Raw genomic sequence first — 19,609 nt, forward strand, 5'->3', positions numbered from 1 at the left:
AACCCCATTCGTTTATGATAAAATTCAAATTTGCAAGGGGGTGATAAATTTGGCGCTCGTCTCGATAGTAATGGGAAGCAAATCCGACTTAGAAACCGTATCCAAAGCATTCAAGGTATTAAAAGAGCTCGAGATCCCTTACGAGATAAGGATACTGTCCGCACATCGTACTCCAGAAGAGCTACTAAGCTATATCAAGGAAGCTGAGAGAAAAGGGGTTAAGGTATTCATAGCTGCTGCAGGGGGAGCCGCCCATCTCCCCGGGGTGATCGCCTCCCACACAACCTTACCCGTCATAGGTCTTCCCGTGAAAAGCCCCGACCTCGGTGGGCTTGATTCTCTCCTCTCAATGGTTCAGATGCCCTCCGGCGTACCGGTAGCAGTGGTTGGGATAAATAGGTCGGAAAACGCCGCTCTCTTAGCTGCACAGGTCCTTTCTATAGAAAACGATGATATAAGAAAGGCAATTTCTGAAAGGAGAAAGAAGATAAGAGAGAAGGTTATATCCGCAAATATGGAGGTGAAAGAGCTTGTACGAGGGAAAAACGAAGAGGGTTGAAGAGAGGGAGGAAAAGGTTATACTTCACTTTAAGGACGATATAACCGCAGGAGATGGAGCTAAACACGATGTTATGAAAGGAAAAGGCAGGATATGCGCCGAGATGACCGCGATACTGATGGGATATCTTAATGAGAAAGGCATTTTAACTCACTTTATAGATTATGAACCCCCAAATAAAATAATAGCGAAAAAGCTTAAAATGTTCCCACTTGAAGTTGTGGTAAGATTTAAGAAAGCCGGTTCTTTTATAAGACGATATAGCGGAAGGGAAGGGGAAGAGCTACCCGAACCCTTGGTGGAGTTTTTCATCAAGGACGATGAAAGACATGATCCCATGGTCTGCCATAAGCATATGATAATAATGGGAATAGCAAGCGAGGAAGATATAAGGAAAATGGAGCGCTCGGCGCTCAAGGCAGCCTACCTCCTACGAGATTTCTTTCTGAAGGGAGAGCTTGAATTATGGGATATGAAATTTGAATATGGAAAGGGAAGCGACGGAAAGATATATATGGGGGACGAGATATCACCGGATACGCTAAGGCTTCGTAAAAAAGCTGGCATATATGACAAGGATATATACAGAAGGGATCTGGGAGATCCCATTAAAGCATATAAGGAGGTTCTCGAGATATGCAAAGCTATCGTTTCGCAGTAGACATACAGTATAAGAGCCACATCAGAGATCCGAGGGGCGAAACCATAAGAAGGGTCTTAAGCGAAAAGGAAAATCTACCGGTTAAGAGTCTAAGGGTGGGTAAGTCGATTCATCTCGAGGTCGAAGCCAATGGCGAGGAAGAAGCCTTAAGAATAGTAAAGCTCGCCTGTGAGAAACTCCTCGTTAATCCGGTAGTTGAAGAATATGAGGTGCGAAAGCTATGAAGGTGGCGGTAATCGTATTTCCGGGATCAAACTGCGATAGAGATATGTATCACGCGCTGAGATATGCAGGATTTGAGGCAGAGTATATTTACGGCGAGAGGAAGCTGTCCGAATTCGATGCCATAGCCATACCTGGAGGGTTCTCTTATGGGGATTATTTAAGACCTGGGGCGGTTGCAGCGAGGGAAAAAATATCAGAGGAGATTAAAAGAGAAGCAGAAAGGGGAAAGCTCATATTCGGAGTGTGCAACGGTTTTCAGATACTCGTCGAGATGGGGCTTCTGCCGGGAGCGCTCCTTCAAAACCCTTCAGGGAAGTTTATCTGCAAGTGGATAGAACTAAAGGTAGAGGATAACGAAACCCCTTTCACGCTTCTCTTTGAGAGAGGAAAGAGCATAAAGCTACCCATAGCAAACGGCTTCGGAAGATATGTCAAAGCTGGCAGTGAACCGCGAGTAATCTTCAGATACACGGAGGATATAAACGGTTCCGATGATATGATCGCCGGAATATCAAACGATGAGGGAAACATTTTGGGACTTATGCCTCACCCAGAAAGAGCCTATGAACCCCTTCTCGGTGGAGAAGACGGCTTGCGTTTTTTTAAGTCGCTTAAGCTGTTTTTAGAGAAAGGGAGAGGGTAAAAATGAGGTATTTAGAAAAGCTAAGAAAAGCTCTTGGAAGAGAACCAACATTCGTTGAGCTTCAAGCATTCGGAATCACATGGAGCGAACATTGCGGATACTGCCACACTAAGGAATATATAAAGAGACTCCCAGGCGTAAGCAGAGAGCTAAACGCGGGAATCGTGAGATTGGGAGGAGGATATGTAGCAGCCTTCAAGGTAGAAAGCCACAATCATCCAAGCGCGGTTGAACCATATAATGGGGCTGCCACGGGAGTGGGAGGAATAATAAGGGATATATTAGCCATGGGAGTGAGACCCACGGCGATTTTAGACTCACTTCACATGAGCGAGATAAATCAAGGGATAATAAGCGGCATCTCTGACTATGGAAACTCCATAGGGGTTCCAACGGTTGGAGGAGAGCTAAGGATATGCGATGAATATAAGCACAATCCATTGGTTAATGTAATGGCAGTAGGCGTGGGAAAGGAAGAGCATCTCCTACCATCCAGAGCAACATCTCCCGAGGAGGTAATAGTGATATTTGGCGCCCCAACGGGAAGAGACGGCATAGGAGGAGCCTCCTTCGCCTCGAGAGAACTTCAGGAGGAGGAAGAGAAGATACATATACAGGTTGGAGATCCCTTTATGGAAAAGCTCCTTATTGAGGCTTTTCTCAAGATGAACGAAGAGGGACTACTAAGCGGCGCTCAGGATCTCGGAGCGGGAGGCGTTCTTTCCGCAACGAGCGAGCTCATGAGCAAGGGGAATCTCGGTGGAAACGTATACTTAGATAGAGTTCCCCTAAGAGAACCCGATATGGACGGCTGGGAAATATTGATCAGCGAAAGTCAAGAAAGGATGGCAGTCGTGGCAAAGCGCGAAAATGTGAAAAGGATACTCGAGATAGCGAGAGATTTTTCCCTCTATGGAAGCGTCATTGCAGAGCTTAACGAGACCGGCATATATAGAGCCATATTTAAGGGGGAAACAATCCTCGAGGTCCCGGTTAAGCTTCTAACGGAAGCTCCTTTCGAGCCGGCAGTGGAATACGAACCCTCACCGATTCCTAACTTTGATGAGACGAAAATCTCGTTCAGGGAAGTTGATGCCCACGAGGTTTTCGAGCAGTACGACTACATGGTAGGAACGGATACGGTTATACCTCCGGGAAGCGGACCCGCTCTAATGAGAATAAAGGGATCGAAGATAGGATATATAGTAGCTATAACCTCGCGAGCAGACCTCGCCTATATAGATCCATATTGGGGAGCGTATATAGCGGTTATGGAGGCAGCGAGAAAGATCTACTCTCTTGGAGGAGAACCCCTTGGAATAACAAACGGCGTAAACTATGGAGATCCAGACATAGATCCGCTGGGACTTGCGGGAACGATGATGGGACTAAAAAGAGGCGCAGAGGAGCTTAAAATTCCGGTGGTTTCGGGAAATGCCTCGCTTTACAACACCTTTAAGGGAAAGGGAATACCCCCCACGCTCATCATCGGCATGTTAGGCAAGGTCGAAGACGTCGAAAAAGCACCTAAGGGGTTCAAACCATCGAGAATATACGCTATGGGCTGGGAGAGCTTTGACCCTCAGAGGGAAAAGCTGCTTCATAGAGCAATAAAATATTGTGCTCAACGGGGCTTCAAGGTCTACAGCTCCTCCTCTCTCTTAACGAAAACCATTAAAAATACGATTTCAAGAGCAGGATTATCTATGGAAATATGGACGCACCCCAAGCTAAGTAAAGCCCACCAGATGGTACTCGTGTTCGCAGATGAGCCTCTCGAAACCATAGCCCCACCGGTGGTGGAGGTGGGAAAGATTTGCTAAGGGAAGCCTGCGGAATAGCTGGGGTATGGAATGTGAAAGAAGCTTACAATATTCTACATGACATACTGCTGGGACTCCAGCACAGAGGGCAGGAGAGCGTTGGAATAGTCGTAGGAGAGTTTGAAGCAATTAAAGGCATGGGAATGGTAGAAGAAGTCATAAAGCCGGAAAAGTTTATCCCTGGAAACAGGGGAATAGGACATGTTCGCTACTCCACCGTTGGGAAAAGCGCCCCGAGAAACATTCAGCCGATTATAGCCCAAACGAGGAGAGGACTCATGGGAGTGGCTCACAATGGAACTATTCCGGATGCCGATTACTGGAAAAACTGGCTTATGGGAAGAGGAAGCATCTTCCTTACCGAAACCGACTCCGAGCTCTTTCTCCATCTCATATCATCCTCACCCTTCGAAAAGGCACAGGACTCCGTGGTGTGGGCTTTAAGGGAGATAAAGTGCGCATATTCTCTGATCTTCTATCACGAGGAGTTTATCGCCATAGCGAGAGACGGTTTTGGCTTAAGGCCTCTTTTCTGGGGAAAATACGAAGATGGATACGTAATGGCTTCCGAAGACGCTCCTCTTAAAGTTATTGGAGCGAAAAACATTAAGGAAGTTCCCCCAGGCACGGTTATCTTCTTCGAGAATGGAAAGGCTCCCTACTCCGTGAGTTTCTCTTCCCTTCCCAAGAAACCCTGCTCCTTCGAGTATATTTATTTCGCGCGACCCGATTCCACCTTTGATGGATTGAACATCCATAAAGCCAGATTCAATATGGGCAAAAAGCTCTTTGAGGAAACAAAGCTCTCTGGGGATATAGTAATTCCGGTGCTCGACTCAGGTATATCCGGTGCTCTTGGTTTTTCATCAGCTTCAGGGATACCGATAGATCTGGGGTTAATGAGAAACAGATATCTCGGGAGAAGCTTCATAATGCCGGCAAAGAGAGGAGAAACGGTAAGGAGAAAGCTACTACCAATTCCCGAGGTCATATCTGGGAAAAGAGTAATAGTCATAGATGACTCAATAGTAAGAGGAACAACCATGAGCATAATAGTAAGCATGCTGAAGGAAAGCGGAGCAAAAGAGGTATATGTGGCAATACACTCCCCACCGGTCAGATTCTCATGTTATTACGGTATAGATACCGCAAGAAGGGGAGAACTCGCAGCAAGCTCCGTATCCGTGGATGATTTAAAAAGACGCGTGGGAGCGGATGAGCTCGTTTATCTATCCATAGAGGGATTGAAAGAAGCTCTGGAAGGTAGAAACGCATGTTTTGCCTGCTTCGATGGGAGGTATCCTCATGAAAAGGATAGTGGTATTAGCATCAGGCAGAGGAACGAACTTTGAAGCCATATCGAGAAAGCTATATAAAGAAACGAAAAGGCTCATAGTGGATCGAGATTGCGAAGCGATTTCAAGAGCCGAAAGATTGGGAATTTCGTTTACAAGGCTCGAAAAACCGTGGAGGGAATCGCTGAAAAGAAGCTTAAGAGAGGAAGAATACGACCTCATAGTACTGGCTGGCTTCATGCGAATTCTCCCTGAGGATATAGTCAACGAGTTTTATCCAAGAATAGTGAACATTCATCCCTCGCTTTTGCCCGCCTTTCCGGGCTTAAACGCCATAGAAAGAGCCTTCAAGAAAGGTGTTAAGGTAACCGGTATTACCATCCACATAGTCAACGAAAGGGTTGACGATGGACCCATAGTTCTTCAAAGAGCGATATATATAAAAGATAATTGGGACTTAAGAAAACTCGAATCCATTATCCATAGAGTGGAGCACATCTGGTACCCGCGGGTTATAAAAAAGCTCCTTTATGAAAGCTGGGAAATCAGGGAAGGAAAGGTGATATTCAAATGAGGGTTTGGATTCTTGGTTCGGGAGGAAGAGAACACGCTATAGGCTGGGCGTTTAAAAGGTGTGGGCATGATGTTTTCTTCGTACCGGGAAACGGCGGTACGAAGAAAACGGGTAAAAATATCCCTTGCAAGAGCGTTGAGGAAGTAAAGAAACTCATCAGGGAAAGGAAAGCGGATATAGATATTCTCATACCCGGTTCAGAGAATTATATAGCCGCCGGAGTAGCTGATGCTTTAAGCGAGAAAACTTTTTCCCCGATGAAAGCTCCGGCACTACTTGAAGCATCCAAAATATTCGCAAAGAAGTTCATGAAAAAGTATGGCATAAGAACCGCTCGCTTTAAAACGGCGATGAGCGAGACTGAGCTTGAAGAAGCGCTCGAGGAGTTTTCTCCTCCCTACGTTCTTAAGGCAGATCCGTTGGCTGGAGGAAAAGGGGTTCTGATAATTAAGAATAGGGCTGAGGCTATTGATAAAGGGAAAGCTCTGATGAAGGGAAAACTGCTTAAGAACGTTTCCGGCGGACTCGTGATTGAGGAATTTCTTCCGGGAGAAGAACTAAGCGCCATCGCCGTGGTCGGAGAAAGGGGGTTCAAGCTGCTTCCCCTCGCGCGAGATTATAAGAGAGCCTTTGACGGCGATCAGGGACCCAACACGGGTGGGATGGGGTGCTATTCTCCGGTCAAGATAAGCTATGAGTTAAGAGGAAAAATAGAAGAGATACTGGATAGAACCCTAAGCGGTCTTAAGAAGGAAAACCTAAGCTACAAGGGCTTTCTATATCTCGGCTTGATGATATTTGAGGGGGATCCATATGTTCTTGAGTATAATGTCAGGCTCGGTGATCCTGAAGCCGAAGCTATCATCCCCTTAGACCCTGAAAGCTTTGTCGAGATGGTCCTGAGCGCGTTTTACGAGGGAGCCCCAACAGCCAGTATGAAAGAAGAGCTCTTCGCGGTAGACGTAGTTGTGGCTTCAGAAGGGTACCCAATGAATCCACGAAAGGGAATGAAGATAGATATGCCCGACGATGAGCTCTACTTCTTTGCCGGCGTTTCTGAAGAAAATGGTGAGCTTATAGTTTCAGGAGGAAGGGTCATACATGCCGTGGGCATCGGAAAAACTCTAAGAGAGGCAAGAAACAAAGCATATGAAAGAGCTTCAAAGGTCAGGTTCGAGGGTGCCTTCTACAGAAAGGATATCGCCGATGTACAGATATAAGGACGCGGGCGTTGATATAGAGCGCGGAGAGAAATTCTCACAATTTATATCGCAAAGAGAGGAAATGCCCGAGTGGTTAATTCAGGAGCCGACGGGATATGCATCTATCTTGGGCTTCACCGATCCTCCCATAGTGGTCACCACGGATGGTATAGGAACAAAGCTAATTCTTCATCAGCGATATAAAAGATGGGAAGACGCTGTATCGGACCTCATAGCCATGAACTATAACGACATAGTCGCGGTTGGAGGAGAACCTATAGCTTTCCTGGATTACATAGGAACCCTGAAGATAAACGATGAGCTTTATGAGTTTGCCAGGACCTTAAGGAAAAAGCTAAGCGAGCTTGGCATCCACTTAGTTGCAGGAGAAACCGCAGAGATGCCTGGAATATATTTAGAACACTGGGATGCAGTGGGATTCGCAATCGGAATACTCAAAAAGCGCCTTCCAATTGAAAGCATCAAAGGAGGAGATCCGATAATAGGCTTAAGATCGTCTGGGTTTCACTCCAACGGATGGAGCCTTATAAGAAAGATCCTCTCGGAGGAAAAAATAGATCCTCTATCGCTTCCCTTCGATATCCTCGCCGGGACAATCATCTATAGCGATGTCCCCATGGTCTTTAAGGAGCTGAAGGGAATAGCGCATATAACGGGCGGGGGAATAAAAAGAGCCTTAAAGAGAGTTCTTTGGGAAAAGGGTTACCGTTTAAGAATCAAAAGGAGCCCACACTATGACTGGATTCTAAACTATGTTAGCCTTGAGGAAGCCCTTTCTACCTTCAACATGGGCTATGGAATGCTCCTTTTCACAGACAAGGACAAGGCAGATTCGATTTGCCGAAAGCTAAAGGGAGAAATAATCGGAGAGGTTTTAGGAGACAAGGAGGAGGGGGAAATAACCTATGGAGACTAATCTGGATATGAGGGAGTTTTTAACCTTCGATGATGTCCTGCTTCTCCCGCGATACAGCGAGGTAGTTCCCACAGAAACGGATGTAAAAACGCGATTAACGACCGGTGTGGAGATAAGCATACCGCTCGTCAGCGCAGCCATGGACACGGTAACGGAACATGCTCTTGCCAAAGCCTTAGCGCGAGAGGGCGGTATAGGAATAATCCACAAGAATATGTCTATAAAGAAGCAGGCTCACGAGGTAGAGCTCGTCAAGAAAACCGAAAACGGGGTGATCTACGATCCCCTAACGATTCTGCCAGATGCTACCGTTAAAGAAGCTTTAGCAATAATGGCGGAGTATAAGATAGGAGGGCTGGCGGTCGTAGATGAAAAAGGCAGACTTCTGGGCCTGTTGACCAACAGAGATGTAAGATTTGAGAAGGATCTTAAAAAGCCCGTAAGGGAACTTATGACTCCAAGGGAGAAGCTCATAACCGCCCATCCAGACATATCTCTTGAAGAAGCAAAGGAAATTCTACATAGGCATAAGATAGAGAAGCTTCCCCTACTGGATGGGGAAAAGCTCGTGGGATTAATAACTATAAAGGATATTATGAGCGTCATAGAGCATCCTAACGCCTCGAGAGACGAAAAGGGGAGGCTGAGAGTTGGCGCAGCTGTGGGAACCTCGCTTGAAACCATGGAGCGAGTGGAAGCTCTACTTAAAGCAGGTGCGGACGTTATAGTTATCGACACAGCTCATGGGCACTCGAAAAGGGTGATAGAGAAACTCAGGGAGATAAAATCTTGCTTTCCTGATGTTCAAGTAATAGCGGGAAATGTAGCAACCTCGGAGGGAGCTAAGGCACTGGTTGAAGCGGGAGCAGATGGAATTAAAGTGGGGGTGGGACCGGGATCGATATGCACAACGCGTGTTGTAGCTGGAGTAGGTGTACCACAGCTTTCCGCAATAATGGAGGCGGTGAGCGAAGCAAAAAAGAAGAACATACCGATAATAGCAGATGGAGGGATAAGATACAGCGGAGATATAGTAAAAGCTCTGGCAGCGGGAGCAGAAAGCGTAATGATAGGAAGCATATTTGCTGGTACCGAAGAAGCGCCCGGAGAAACGATACTCTATCAGGGTAGAAAATATAAGGCATATAGAGGGATGGGAAGCTTAGGCGCTCTAAAGGAGGGAGGGGCCGAAAGGTATTTCCAGGAAAGGGGAAAGCTCGTTCCCGAGGGAGTTGAGGGGATGGTTCCCTACAAGGGAAGCGTGAAAGATGTCGTGAGCCAGTTAGTAGGGGGAATAAGATCCGGAATGGGATATATCGGAGCGAAAAACCTCAAAGAGCTGAGGGAGAAAGCCCTCTTCATAAAGGTGAGTTCATCCGGCGTCAGGGAAAGCCACCCACACGATGTAATAATCACCAAGGAATCCCCAAACTACTGGACGAGTGGAAACTCCCTTTAAAAGGAGACGATCAAAAGATGAAAAAGCTGGGGCTTCTGGGGTATCCTCTTAAGCATAGCTATTCAGCAAAGCTATACAACGCTTTATTCAAGAAACATGGAGTAGATGCAGAATATATTAATCTCGAAATCGAACCAGCCGAGATAGAAAACACGATAAAGGCGATACTCAGCAACGAGAGCTGGATCGGCTTTAACATAACCAAGCCTTACAAGGAAAAAGTGGCGAGATATCTCTCCTCGCTAACGAAATCAGCGCAGGAAATAGGAGCGATCAACATAGCTTTGAGAGAAAATCACCTGGGAGATAATACCGATTGGAAAGGTTTCTACAAAAGTCTGCAGGATTTTCCCGACATCAAGAGCGCAACCGTGATAGGAGCAGGAGGAGCGGGTAAAGCCGTAGCCTATGCCCTCTTAAGGAAGGGCATTAAAAGGCTATTTATCTTAAACAGAACGATATCAAAAGCCCAAAGGTTAAAGGAAAAACTATCACATCTATTCAAAGATGCCGAAATAGAGATTAAAGCGCTTGATGAAAGTGGTGTCGCGATATCCGAATCCGATATAGTGGTGAATGCTACACCGGTTGGCATGTATCCCAAGGTTGAGGAAACCCTTCCCATTGACTTTAAAGCATTCACCTCATCAAAAATAGCCTATGATCTTATATATAACCCAGAAGAGACCTCGTTTCTGAAGGAAGCTCGCTTAAGGGGAGCTAAAACCATAAGCGGAATAGAAATGTTTCTCAATCAGGCAGCTGAAAATCTCCAGCTTTGGGGATTTGAGGAGCTTTCCCATGAAGTAAGAGCGGTTGACATACTGAGAGAATTAGCTTAAAATTAAGCTTCGGTTGGTGGGGCTGTAGCGCAGTGGGAGCGCGCTTCCTTCGCACGGAAGAGGTCACGGGTTCGACTCCCGTCAGCTCCACCAATTTTTTTTATTTCAAGCTTCCTTTATCGCCCCGGATTCCATAAGAACTCGCAGTATTTCCCTTCCCTCTCTTATCTTTCTTTCTATTCTGCTTCTAAGCTCTCCTTCATCGAGGTAAACTTGAGCCACGCTCTCTTCCATGACTTTTTTAGCAACCGCTAATGCTTCCTCCACATACATTTCCTCCTCATCCATAGTAGGAACTATGTAATCCTCCCTTAAGCCCCTCTTATAAGTGAAATCCGGGACCGGGTTTGGAAAAAGCTATGCAGACATCGGCGCCCTCAAGCGCCTGCTCTATGCCACCGCTTTTGCCATCAGGATTGGTTATAAGAGCAAACTCGCGCCTTCGCAGATGGGATAAGCGTCAACACCGCCCAAATACTTAAAGAGAAGCGCCTTCCCCTCCATAACCGGCAAACCAGCCTCGGGTCCTATGTTCCCAAGCCCCAGAATCCTCGTTCCATCCGATATGATAGCTATGGTATTACCCCAATTGGTATAGTCATAAACCTTCTCCTTATCTTGACTTATCTCCCTGCAGGGTGCCGCAACGCCCGGAGTATACCATATGCCGAGGTCCTCAAGGTTTCGAATTGGAACCTTAGGAATCACCTGAACCTTCCCCTGATAAACAGGATGCAGTCTTAAAGCCTCACGAGAGGGTTCCTCGGCTTTTTAAGAAGCTCTTCCAATTTCCCCACCCAAAGATCCCCCTTATCACAGCATAAAAAATTAGGACTCAGCTCTCCGCATAAGGGAAGAGCCAAGTCCCCTCTCTTCTTCCACGAGCGTTTAAAGCTTAAATCTCTTTACAAGCTGCGCCAACCTCCCCGCTATTCCGCTCAGCTCCTCGCTTTCTTGGCTCACACTATGATTGACATCCACCTGCTTTCTCACAGATTCCACAACGCTCTCTATCTGCTGAGCCACATCGGCAACGCTCTTGGTAGCCATATCCATAGCGCTACTCATTTCCTGAGAAGAGGCGCTCTGCTCCTGAGCAGCTGCCGCCGTCGTCTCTATGAGACTCGTCATTCCCTCTATCTCAGCGCTTATCTCCGAAAAGAGATTAACTACCTCCTCAGCTCCCTTAGCCACCACCGAAATATCCTTAACAGTTTCATCCGTTAGCTCTCTCACGCGGAAAGCATCGCTCTTTATCTCCTCAAGGGTCTTGCTTATGCTCTCAGTAGCGCTTCTACTTTCCTCAGCCAGCTTCCTTATCTCATCTGCAACCACAGCAAATCCCTTTCCGGCTTCTCCAGCGCGAGCCGCCTCTATCGCTGCATTCAACGCAAGAAGGTTGGTCTGCTCAGCTATAGAACTTATGGTTTGAACTATCTCTCCTACGCTCCTCGTGCGCTCGGCAAGAGTTTCCACCTGCTTAGCGGTTCCCTGAACGCTCTCATAGTTGCGCTGGCTGAGCTCCATAGCTCTCCGCGTGATTTCAACTCCCTTCTTAACGAGATCGATAACCTCGCCCGATTTATCCGAAAGATCCTGAGCGGACTTGGCAACGTTTTGGGCGCTCGCTGCAACCTCCTCTATCCCGCTGTTCACCTCCTCAATCGAGGCAGAGACATCCTGAACGAGATTATTTACCTGCTCCATACGGGTTGAAATACCATCGCTTATCGAGCTTGCTTCATCCGCAGCCGAGGCAAGTGTCCGGGCTGAAGAAGACAGCCTAAGAGATGTCTCGGATATAGATTTCATCGAATCCCTCAGTGCAGCCGTAGCCTGATTCAGAGCCTCTGCCATCTGAGCAACCTCATCCTTACCTTTAACATCGAACTTAACGGTGAGATCACCCTTGCCAAACTCTATCACTGACAGGGCAAGCTTTCTTATAGGATTCGCTATAGACGAGCTAACGAAGAAAATTACCACCGCAGAGACGCCAACAATGACAGCGAATATAGTTATAAGAAGATGCAACAGATGGCTAACCGGCGCCATAAGCTTATTCTCAAAGACATCAACACCAAGAGACCACCCCTTAGCCGCCTTTACCGGTGCGTAGAAAAAGTAATCAACCGTGCCATCTGGGCGGATATATTTGCCAAATCCGGTCTCCCCCGCTATCATCTTCCTACCAAGCTCGTCAAACCCTTTGTATCCAGCTTTAGACGCTTCCGTAACTCGAATCTTCATTACAGCCCTCTTATCAGGATACGCAATCGTCAAACCGGTAGAATCAACGATTCCAATGGCTCCCATGCCACCTATGGCTTTCTTGCTTGCTATCTCATCAGAAAGCCTCGTCAAAAGAATGGTCGCCCCGATTAATCCTATCGTTTTGCCACTCTCATCTTTCACCGGAACTGCTATAGCGCATATGGGCTTACCAGACGCTTTAGATATAAGTGCATCGCTTATAACCACATCTTTGCCCTCTTTCATTATCTCCTTAAAGTAGCGCCTATCGGAAATATCAGCGCTAACCCCAGCGGTTGAAATCGACTTTCCGTCAGGATATGCTATAAAGAACATCTCTAAATCGGGCGCCGCCTTTATCTCCTTCTTGAGCTTCTTTATCAAGTCCTGCCACTTGCCCGTCTTAAGCGCCTCTATAACCGCGTTTCTCTCAGCGAGAAGCTTCATTTCCCTGACTATGCCGTTTAACCACTCGCTCACCCTATCGGCAGTGCTTTGAGCGATCTCCATCGCCATCTTCTCCGTTATCGAAACGACGGCGTTCCTCACGCTGGTTTCGATAACGAAAGCTCCTATTACCAATATGACAGTGACGGGAACAAGGATAAGAAGAAGCATTTTAGACTTTAAGCTTTTCAAGATAGCCTCCTCCCTTCTTTTGAAGCTTGATTCTTACCCACCTATTATCGCAGGTACAAGCTTCACCTCGCTTCCCGGTGGAACCTCATCATCAAGGGTGAGAAGCTTTCCGTCCGATGAGATCGCTATACCAAACATATCAACGGGCGTGGAGGTAACCTTCAATATATCCATTACCTTCATCGGCCTATTAGCCTTTACCTCCACAACCTTGCCTCCCTTAACGTAGTTCCACACCTTTATGCTCATAAAGCCTCCACCCCCCTCTATTATTCTACCTTAAACACGCTAACTGTGTCACGCATTTTAGAAGCGATATTGGCAAGCTCTTCAGCAGATCTCGTAATATTCTCAAGTATTCCCGTCTGCCGGGTCGCACTCTCCTCAACGCTCTTTATCTTTTCACTGACCGCCATAACGTTCCTCGAAATCTGATCAACTCCTGCTGCCATCTCCTGAGTCGAGGCTGACTGATTCTCAACCGCAGATGAAATTCCCTTAACCCTATGGCTAACCTGTGCGATGGCATCGACTATCTTGACCATTCTCCCACCGGTGGACTCGACTACCTGAACGCTTTCCTCAACCGACTTTTGAGCCTCATCCACCGCGGTAGCGGCAATTCTCGTCATCTCCTGAATCTTTCCAACGATATTCCCTATCTTTCTCGCTGCCTGGCTCGTTTCCTCAGCCAGCTTTCTAACTTCATCCGCAACCACCGCGAATCCCTTTCCTGCTTCGCCAGCGCGAGCAGCCTCTATCGCTGCGTTCAACGCAAGAAGGTTGGTCTGCTCAGCTATGCCCGTTATCGCACTAACTATCTCCCCTATCTCCCCAGAAGCCTTCTCAAGGTCCCTCATAACATCAGTAGTTCTCTTTGCCACATCCGCTACCCTCGTTATCGAAGAGATGATATCCTCTATAGCGCTTCTTCCTACCTCAGCTTCCCTTCTCATCGCCTCAGCCTCTTGAGCCACGCTTGAAGCCTGATCCGCAACGGTCTGATTAGTGCTTGCCACCTCCTCTATGGCAGCGTTTAGCTCCTGAACGGAAGCGGCTATTCCCTCAGCATCGCCCGCCAGATCCTTTATAGTGTCCGATATCGCACTTGAGGAGGAGCTTGCCTCCTGAACCGCCGAAGCGAGAGATTCGGCATGGCGTAGGGTCTCACCCGAAACGCCCTTTATAACCCCTATAGCCTTAGCAAATGATTCAACAAGCCCCTTAAATGCACCTATAACCTCCTTAAACTCCTTATCACCGCTCGTCTTTACCTCCAGTCTCAGATCCTTCGTCTCCGCGAAATGCCTTATCTGCGATATAAAGGCACCAAGAGGCTTGATCAGTATGAGATTAAAGAGAAGGTAAAGCACAATAGCGGAAACTATAAGAGCTATAACTCCAACCAGGATCTGTCTATTTCTTATATGTGAAAGATAACCCTGAACATCGTCTACATAAAAGCCCGTGCCCACTATCCAGCCCCAAGGCTTAAAGAGCTTAATATAGGTAAGCTTGGGATATGCCTCCTTCGTTCCCGGCTTGGGCCACCAGTAGCTTACGAAGCCCTCTCCCTTCTCCTTGCAAACCTTGACAAACTCTCTGAAAAGGTATTTTCCCTTGGCGTCCTTGAGATTGCTGAAGTTCTTGCCATTCAGCTCAGGCTTTATAGGATGCATGATTATGTTGCACTCCATATCATTTACGGCAAAATATCCTCCCTTATCATATCTCATAGCGGCTATAACTTCTAAAGCCTTCCTCTGCGCTTCCCTCTCGCTCAGCTTTCCTGCCTCATAAAGGTTATAAAACTTTTTTATCACCGAGCATGCAGACTCGGTTAGCTCCTTAGCCTCTCTCCTCTTGGCATTCATAAGCATGTCCTCAGAAACGTTGCTCATATCGTACACATATACGACTGTCAGACCAATGAGAAGCAAAAGAGCCGTTATTATAACTTTGCCCCTTATGGTATTAAGCACGCTTTTCACCCTCCTTTAGAGATTTATAGTAAGCTCAACGTTTTTTATATCTTTCGGTTTTTCCTTAAGCGTTCCTATAAGAGCACAGACGACGGAAGCAAATATATCCTCAACGAACGGTTTCATGGGGATCTTAACCCCGTTTACCTTTAGTGAAACATACGATGGCAGAACAACACACTCCTCAAACTTTCTTCTCCCTTCGAGTATGGCAACAGCCATGCTACGACAGTCTTTCTCTCCGCAATGCCCACAATCGAACATCGGAAGCGGTGGAAACGATCTCTCAAGAGCGAGATCCGTGACTTTGTCGATCTCCTCAGGCGAAAAGACCGGAACGCCATTAAGCTCCCTCTCAGATGGCTCATCAAGGACACAAGCTATGGTCAGCTCATTCAACAACCTTCCCGCATCAAAAGCGTCTTTAGCCCTAAGTATGTTAGGAAAAGGCTTATCCTTGAAACCCTCAACGATTACCACATCGCTCGTTATCTGACTCAAAACCGATCTTAGGCTCTCTGAGCGGGAATAGATAACCGCAAAGTCATTACCCAAAGCCACCGTTTTCTCACTTCCAGCGGAAAAAAGAGCCTCGGAATCTTTAAGAGACTCTATCCTATCGAGGTCAAGATGGGTTGCGTGCTTTATAGTCGAAACGCTATAGCCTCTTTTAACTCTCAAAAAGGGTATCATCCTCATTAGCATACTCGTTTTACCTGAATCATGATAACCTATCACGCTAAAGCACTTTTTTACAGCCATCTCCTTTCACTCCTCCTTATATAAGTTCCTCAACAACCTTAGCCAGCTGTTTCAGATTACGACACTCAAAAACGGCAGAGCAGTGCTTCGCGAAAACGCTCATTATATTGTCTCCCTCATCCCATTCTTCCTTCGGCTGAGGATTGAGCCATATAACCCGCTTAACTTGCTTACTGATCCTCTCAAGTGATTTACCGGACTCGGGGTAGTAGTTATTCCTTGCATCTCCAAGTATTATAAGGGTACTTCTCCTTGAGACGGATGGAAGATAAACCTTCTCAAACGTCTCAAATACTCTCCCATAGTCGGAAAACGGCCTGTTTGAATACTTACCTTTCTCAAGGGCCTCTCTAACCGCTTCATCGCATCTCCTGTTTTTAAAGAAATCGGTCACTTCGTCCACCGTGTCTATAAAAAGAAAGGATCTCATAGACCTAAAGCTACTTTGCAAAACGCAAAGTAGCTCTAAAAGAAACTGGCTGAATATCTCAACCGATTGAGATACATCACATAGGACTACAAGCTCCGGCTTGGAAACTATCTTCTTCTTATATTTAAGCTTTAGCGGAACGCCAAAGGTCTCAAGACACGCACTCCTTAGCGTTCTGCCCAGATCTATACTACCTTTCCTCGCTCTTTTAAACCTTAAAGAATAGCGCGTGGCGAGCTTCCTCGCGAGGGCAGAGATTCTCAGGCGCATCTGCTCCATCTCCCAGTCATCGAGCTTGATATTTTCAAGGTGATACCACTCTATCTCTTCCGGCGTCATCCATCCGACTCTATCCTCGGAAATGCTCATTTTTTCCTTTTTCGTCATAAGCTCAACGATAAGCTTTAGAATCATATCCTCCACATACTGAAGCCTCTTATTCCATTCCATAAATTTCATGAACATATTTCTCTCTCGGGTTCCCATGCTGGATCCGCCTCCAATCAAAAGGTATACTGAGGACCGAAGAGAATGGTGATAGCCTTATCCCAGCCTATATTTTTCTTCGCTCGTCTTAAAAGATCCTTAATGTCATCTCTCCGCGGATTTACGCTCCCGAGTCCTTCAACCGCTCTGTGAGCGAGAAACTGCAGCAGTCTGTAGTCTCCTGCCTTTACCGCCTTAACGAGAAGAAGATAAAGTGGGCCCTTCAGACAGCTTCCAAGCTCTTCTCGCATTAAAACTCCCACACCCTGTGCACTTTCTACCATCTTCGTCTCATCCTGGGAAATTTCCTCAGCCCTGAAAGCGTCCAGATCCTCCCCCTTGTCTGATTCTGCCTTTTCCGATGGCTTAGGTGGATTAAAGAAAAATTGAAATAGCGCAAAAAATATCTTCATGTTCCTCTGATCCTTTATAAGGGTACACGCCAAGGCATTATAGAACCTCTCCTTATCCAAGCCGACCTCGGAAATCGCCTGAAGGGCATCCACGATCTCAGAATAGCTCACATTTATACCATATTTCCTCAGAAGCCGGGAAAACCTGAGAAGCTTTTCTACAAGAAGCTCATCCATATTCTCCTCTCCTCTCAAGCTACAGACGAAATGAAGGAATCAACATCAATGGAGTTTAACCTCTCTATATCGGTCTTATACTTGAGGATAATCCCGGAGGTAGACCTCACAACCTCATCGGTTAGCTCATCTACCTTAAGCTCAAGAAGCGCCTGAGCCCATTCGATAGCCTCGGCTATGCTCGGGGCTTTCTTCAAACCCAGCGTCCTCAAGCGTTGAATGAAGCATACTATCTCCTTAAGCAGCTTCTCACGGATACCAGGTACCTTCAGGCGTATTATCTCCATCTCCCTCTCAAACGAAGGATAATCGAGATAGAGATGTATACAGCGCCTCTTTAAGGCATCACCGAAATCCCTCGCATTGTTGCTCGTCAGCACAACGAAGGGAATGCTCTTCGCTTTAACCGTTCCAAACTCAGGAATTGAAACCTGATAGTCCGACAGGAACTCAAGAAGAAAGGCCTCAAACTCCTCATCGCTCTTATCTATCTCATCTATGAGAAGAACCGCCTGCCTTTCAGAGAGAATCGCCTTAAGAAGGGGACGAGGTAACAGAAACTCTTCCGAATAGATGGTCTGCTTTACCTCCTCCCAGCTTTTCCTCTCCCGCTGGTCTGCATAGATCCTCAAAAGCTGTTTCTGATAGTTCCAGTCATATAAAGCCTTGCTTGAATCTATTCCCTCATAGCACTGTAGCCTTATGAGCTCCGAACCCGTTGCGTCCGCGAGAACGCGCGCAAGATCCGTCTTACCTACGCCCGCAGGACCCTCAACGAGGAGTGGCTTTTTAAGCTTTATCGCTATATAAACTACCGTTGCCACTCCCTCATCAACTATATATTTGTTTTCCGCAAACCTCAACCTCAGATCCTCAGGTGAAGTGAACATTCTCTCACCTTCCTACAGAATAAAAATTTTACGGCACCCGGGGGAGGGAGGCCGGCTCCCCCAGGCACCGGATTCCGGAATCGGGCTAGCCCTTGGTCCCTATCCCTTAACCCAATCCTTTATAACACCGTAGCCATCCCATACGATCTCTCCCGTCTCCTTATGAATCATCTCAACGGCTCTCGTGGGACAGTGGCCGAGACACCAACCACAGCCCATACAGTAATCCTCATTAACCTTGGGAACATCCATCTTATCCTTTTCAAGAGTCAAAGCACCATACGGACAGAGATCTACGCATATTCCACACTTCGTGCACTTATCCTTGGAGAATCTGGGAAGTATGGGAGTCTTCTCCGCCATTGGGTTCTCCCTGGGCCAATCTCTCAGGTACATGAAGTCCTTAACCGCCTTACCTTTTATCTCATCAACGCTCTTATATCCCTTTCTTTCCATCCACTTCTCAAAGTCAGAGATAACCTTGCCAAGAACCTTAACTCCACGGGAGTAAACTGCGGAGCAAAGCCCAGCGATATCGCAGCCAGCCATGAGATATCTCGCGACATCATCATAGGTGAATATACCACCTATCCCTATAACCGGGATTTTCACAGTAGCGGTTATCTCCATGACCTTAGCAAGCGAGATCATCTGCCATGCCCTTCCGGGAAGAGCGCCCATGGACGCGGGAACTCCATAGAAGGTTCCGGTCTCGTGATCTATCCAGCATCCGTAAAACGCATTGTTGGCAGATATCGCAGCTGCTCCCGCCTTCTCAACGGCAAGTGCAACAGCAGCCATGTTTATACACTGAGGAGTCATCTTAAATATAATTGGAATATTTACCGCCTCAACGCAAGCCTTTGTAAGCTCATACGCCTTCTCAGGGTCGAGCGCAAGAGGCGCTCCAACCTCTTTCTGAGCAGCTTCTGCCCCAAAGGTAGCGTGCGGTCCTCCGGTATCCAGCTCTACCATCTTGACGCCAGCAGCTTCCATGTCCTTCAGGAAAGGTATCCAGGTATCGGGATCCGTACCTATCCCCGAGCAAGACCCTATAAAGAGGCAATCGTGCTCCTCACAAACCTTAAGAATAGCGGGAAGCTCTTTCTCAAGCCACTCTTCATAGGGCTGATTATGAAACATCTGGCCACAAACCCATGAATCCTTAAGATCGTTTCCAAACCTTCTGAGAGAGTAGAAATAAGGCCTGGGCCAGCGATTCGGCCCATCGATCTTATGGACCGTTTTCCCCACTAACCAACCTATGCCCTGCTCAACAACTCTCTTAGCAAGCCTATGATGCCCACCAAAATCACAGGAACTTCCTGTGAGTTTGGTGGGCATCATAGGCTTGCTA

Annotated in this window: 21 protein-coding genes and 1 tRNA gene; 12 read left to right on the forward strand and 10 right to left on the reverse strand. The window is 47.0% G+C overall.

The annotated features are described in order from the left end of the window. Positions 1-70 precede the first annotated feature (70 nt). The 12 genes from purE (at position 71) to J7M13_00230 (ending at position 10,313) form a co-directional block, all read left to right on the forward strand. Positions 71-559, forward strand: coding sequence for a 5-(carboxyamino)imidazole ribonucleotide mutase (gene purE, locus J7M13_00175; GenBank protein ID MCD6362412.1), 489 nt, complete (start codon positions 71-73; stop codon positions 557-559). After that, complete coding sequence (locus tag J7M13_00180; protein ID MCD6362413.1) at positions 531-1,220, forward strand: phosphoribosylaminoimidazolesuccinocarboxamide synthase; 690 nt, start codon at positions 531-533, stop codon at positions 1,218-1,220. The genes purE and J7M13_00180 overlap by 29 nt, the downstream gene beginning before the upstream one ends. Continuing rightward, positions 1,196-1,444, forward strand: a complete 249-nt coding sequence (gene purS / locus J7M13_00185) for a phosphoribosylformylglycinamidine synthase subunit PurS (protein MCD6362414.1) — start codon at positions 1,196-1,198, stop codon at positions 1,442-1,444. The genes J7M13_00180 and purS overlap by 25 nt, the downstream gene beginning before the upstream one ends. Then, positions 1,441-2,088 (forward strand): phosphoribosylformylglycinamidine synthase subunit PurQ, encoded by a 648-nt coding sequence (gene purQ / locus J7M13_00190; protein ID MCD6362415.1) that lies wholly within the window; start codon positions 1,441-1,443, stop codon positions 2,086-2,088. Before purS ends, purQ begins: the two co-directional genes overlap by 4 nt. 2 nt (positions 2,089-2,090) lie before the next feature. After that, entirely contained in the window at positions 2,091-3,911 is a 1,821-nt protein-coding gene (gene purL / locus J7M13_00195) for a phosphoribosylformylglycinamidine synthase subunit PurL (GenBank protein ID MCD6362416.1), read from the forward strand. Further along, the gene (purF, locus tag J7M13_00200; protein MCD6362417.1) at positions 3,905-5,263 is read left to right on the forward strand and encodes an amidophosphoribosyltransferase; all 1,359 of its coding nucleotides are present in this window, start codon (positions 3,905-3,907) and stop codon (positions 5,261-5,263) included. The genes purL and purF overlap by 7 nt, the downstream gene beginning before the upstream one ends. Then, positions 5,202-5,780 (forward strand): phosphoribosylglycinamide formyltransferase, encoded by a 579-nt coding sequence (gene purN, locus J7M13_00205; protein MCD6362418.1) that lies wholly within the window; start codon positions 5,202-5,204, stop codon positions 5,778-5,780. The genes purF and purN overlap by 62 nt, the downstream gene beginning before the upstream one ends. Beyond that, on the forward strand, positions 5,777-7,000 hold the full coding sequence (purD, locus tag J7M13_00210; GenBank protein ID MCD6362419.1) for a phosphoribosylamine--glycine ligase: 1,224 nt from the start codon (positions 5,777-5,779) through the stop codon (positions 6,998-7,000). The genes purN and purD overlap by 4 nt, the downstream gene beginning before the upstream one ends. Further along, positions 6,987-7,919: a phosphoribosylformylglycinamidine cyclo-ligase gene (locus tag J7M13_00215; protein MCD6362420.1), complete on the forward strand. Its 933-nt coding sequence runs from the start codon at positions 6,987-6,989 to the stop codon at positions 7,917-7,919. The genes purD and J7M13_00215 overlap by 14 nt, the downstream gene beginning before the upstream one ends. Before the next feature lie 7 nt (positions 7,920-7,926). Next, positions 7,927-9,378 (forward strand): IMP dehydrogenase, encoded by a 1,452-nt coding sequence (guaB, locus tag J7M13_00220; GenBank protein MCD6362421.1) that lies wholly within the window; start codon positions 7,927-7,929, stop codon positions 9,376-9,378. 17 nt (positions 9,379-9,395) lie between these two features. Then, on the forward strand, positions 9,396-10,220 hold the full coding sequence (aroE, locus tag J7M13_00225) for a shikimate dehydrogenase (GenBank protein ID MCD6362422.1): 825 nt from the start codon (positions 9,396-9,398) through the stop codon (positions 10,218-10,220). 18 nt (positions 10,221-10,238) lie between these two features. Beyond that, a tRNA-Ala gene (locus J7M13_00230) sits at positions 10,239-10,313 on the forward strand. A 12-nt stretch (positions 10,314-10,325) separates the two neighbouring features. On the opposite strand, the gene J7M13_00235 is transcribed toward J7M13_00230, so the two are convergent. The 10 genes from J7M13_00235 to J7M13_00280 form a co-directional block, all read right to left on the reverse strand. Continuing rightward, positions 10,326-10,487: a hypothetical protein gene (locus J7M13_00235; GenBank protein MCD6362423.1), complete on the reverse strand. Its 162-nt coding sequence runs from the start codon at positions 10,485-10,487 to the stop codon at positions 10,326-10,328. Positions 10,488-10,640: 153 nt separating this feature from the next. Next, on the reverse strand, positions 10,641-10,958 hold the full coding sequence (locus J7M13_00240; GenBank protein ID MCD6362424.1) for an NADP-dependent malic enzyme: 318 nt from the start codon (positions 10,956-10,958) through the stop codon (positions 10,641-10,643). Positions 10,959-11,108: 150 nt separating this feature from the next. Beyond that, positions 11,109-13,112: a methyl-accepting chemotaxis protein gene (locus J7M13_00245; protein ID MCD6362425.1), complete on the reverse strand. Its 2,004-nt coding sequence runs from the start codon at positions 13,110-13,112 to the stop codon at positions 11,109-11,111. 33 nt (positions 13,113-13,145) lie between these two features. Then, positions 13,146-13,361, reverse strand: coding sequence for a hypothetical protein (locus tag J7M13_00250; GenBank protein MCD6362426.1), 216 nt, complete (start codon positions 13,359-13,361; stop codon positions 13,146-13,148). A gap of 20 nt (positions 13,362-13,381) precedes the next feature. Further along, positions 13,382-15,094, reverse strand: a complete 1,713-nt coding sequence (locus J7M13_00255; GenBank protein ID MCD6362427.1) for a cache domain-containing protein — start codon at positions 15,092-15,094, stop codon at positions 13,382-13,384. 15 nt (positions 15,095-15,109) lie between these two features. Further along, on the reverse strand, positions 15,110-15,856 hold the full coding sequence (gene mobB / locus J7M13_00260; protein ID MCD6362428.1) for a molybdopterin-guanine dinucleotide biosynthesis protein B: 747 nt from the start codon (positions 15,854-15,856) through the stop codon (positions 15,110-15,112). A gap of 16 nt (positions 15,857-15,872) precedes the next feature. Then, complete coding sequence (locus J7M13_00265; protein MCD6362429.1) at positions 15,873-16,772, reverse strand: VWA domain-containing protein; 900 nt, start codon at positions 16,770-16,772, stop codon at positions 15,873-15,875. A gap of 17 nt (positions 16,773-16,789) precedes the next feature. Further along, on the reverse strand, positions 16,790-17,362 hold the full coding sequence (locus J7M13_00270) for a hypothetical protein (protein MCD6362430.1): 573 nt from the start codon (positions 17,360-17,362) through the stop codon (positions 16,790-16,792). Positions 17,363-17,376: 14 nt separating this feature from the next. Further along, positions 17,377-18,252, reverse strand: coding sequence for a MoxR family ATPase (locus tag J7M13_00275; GenBank protein ID MCD6362431.1), 876 nt, complete (start codon positions 18,250-18,252; stop codon positions 17,377-17,379). 99 nt (positions 18,253-18,351) lie between these two features. Next, positions 18,352-19,609, reverse strand: a 1,258-nt coding sequence (locus tag J7M13_00280) for a 4Fe-4S binding protein (protein ID MCD6362432.1), incomplete at its 5' end; no start/stop codon positions are given.

The sequence above is a fragment of the Synergistota bacterium genome (genome assembly GCA_021159885.1).
In the GTDB taxonomy this organism is placed as follows: domain Bacteria; phylum Synergistota; class GBS-1; order GBS-1; family GBS-1; genus AUK310.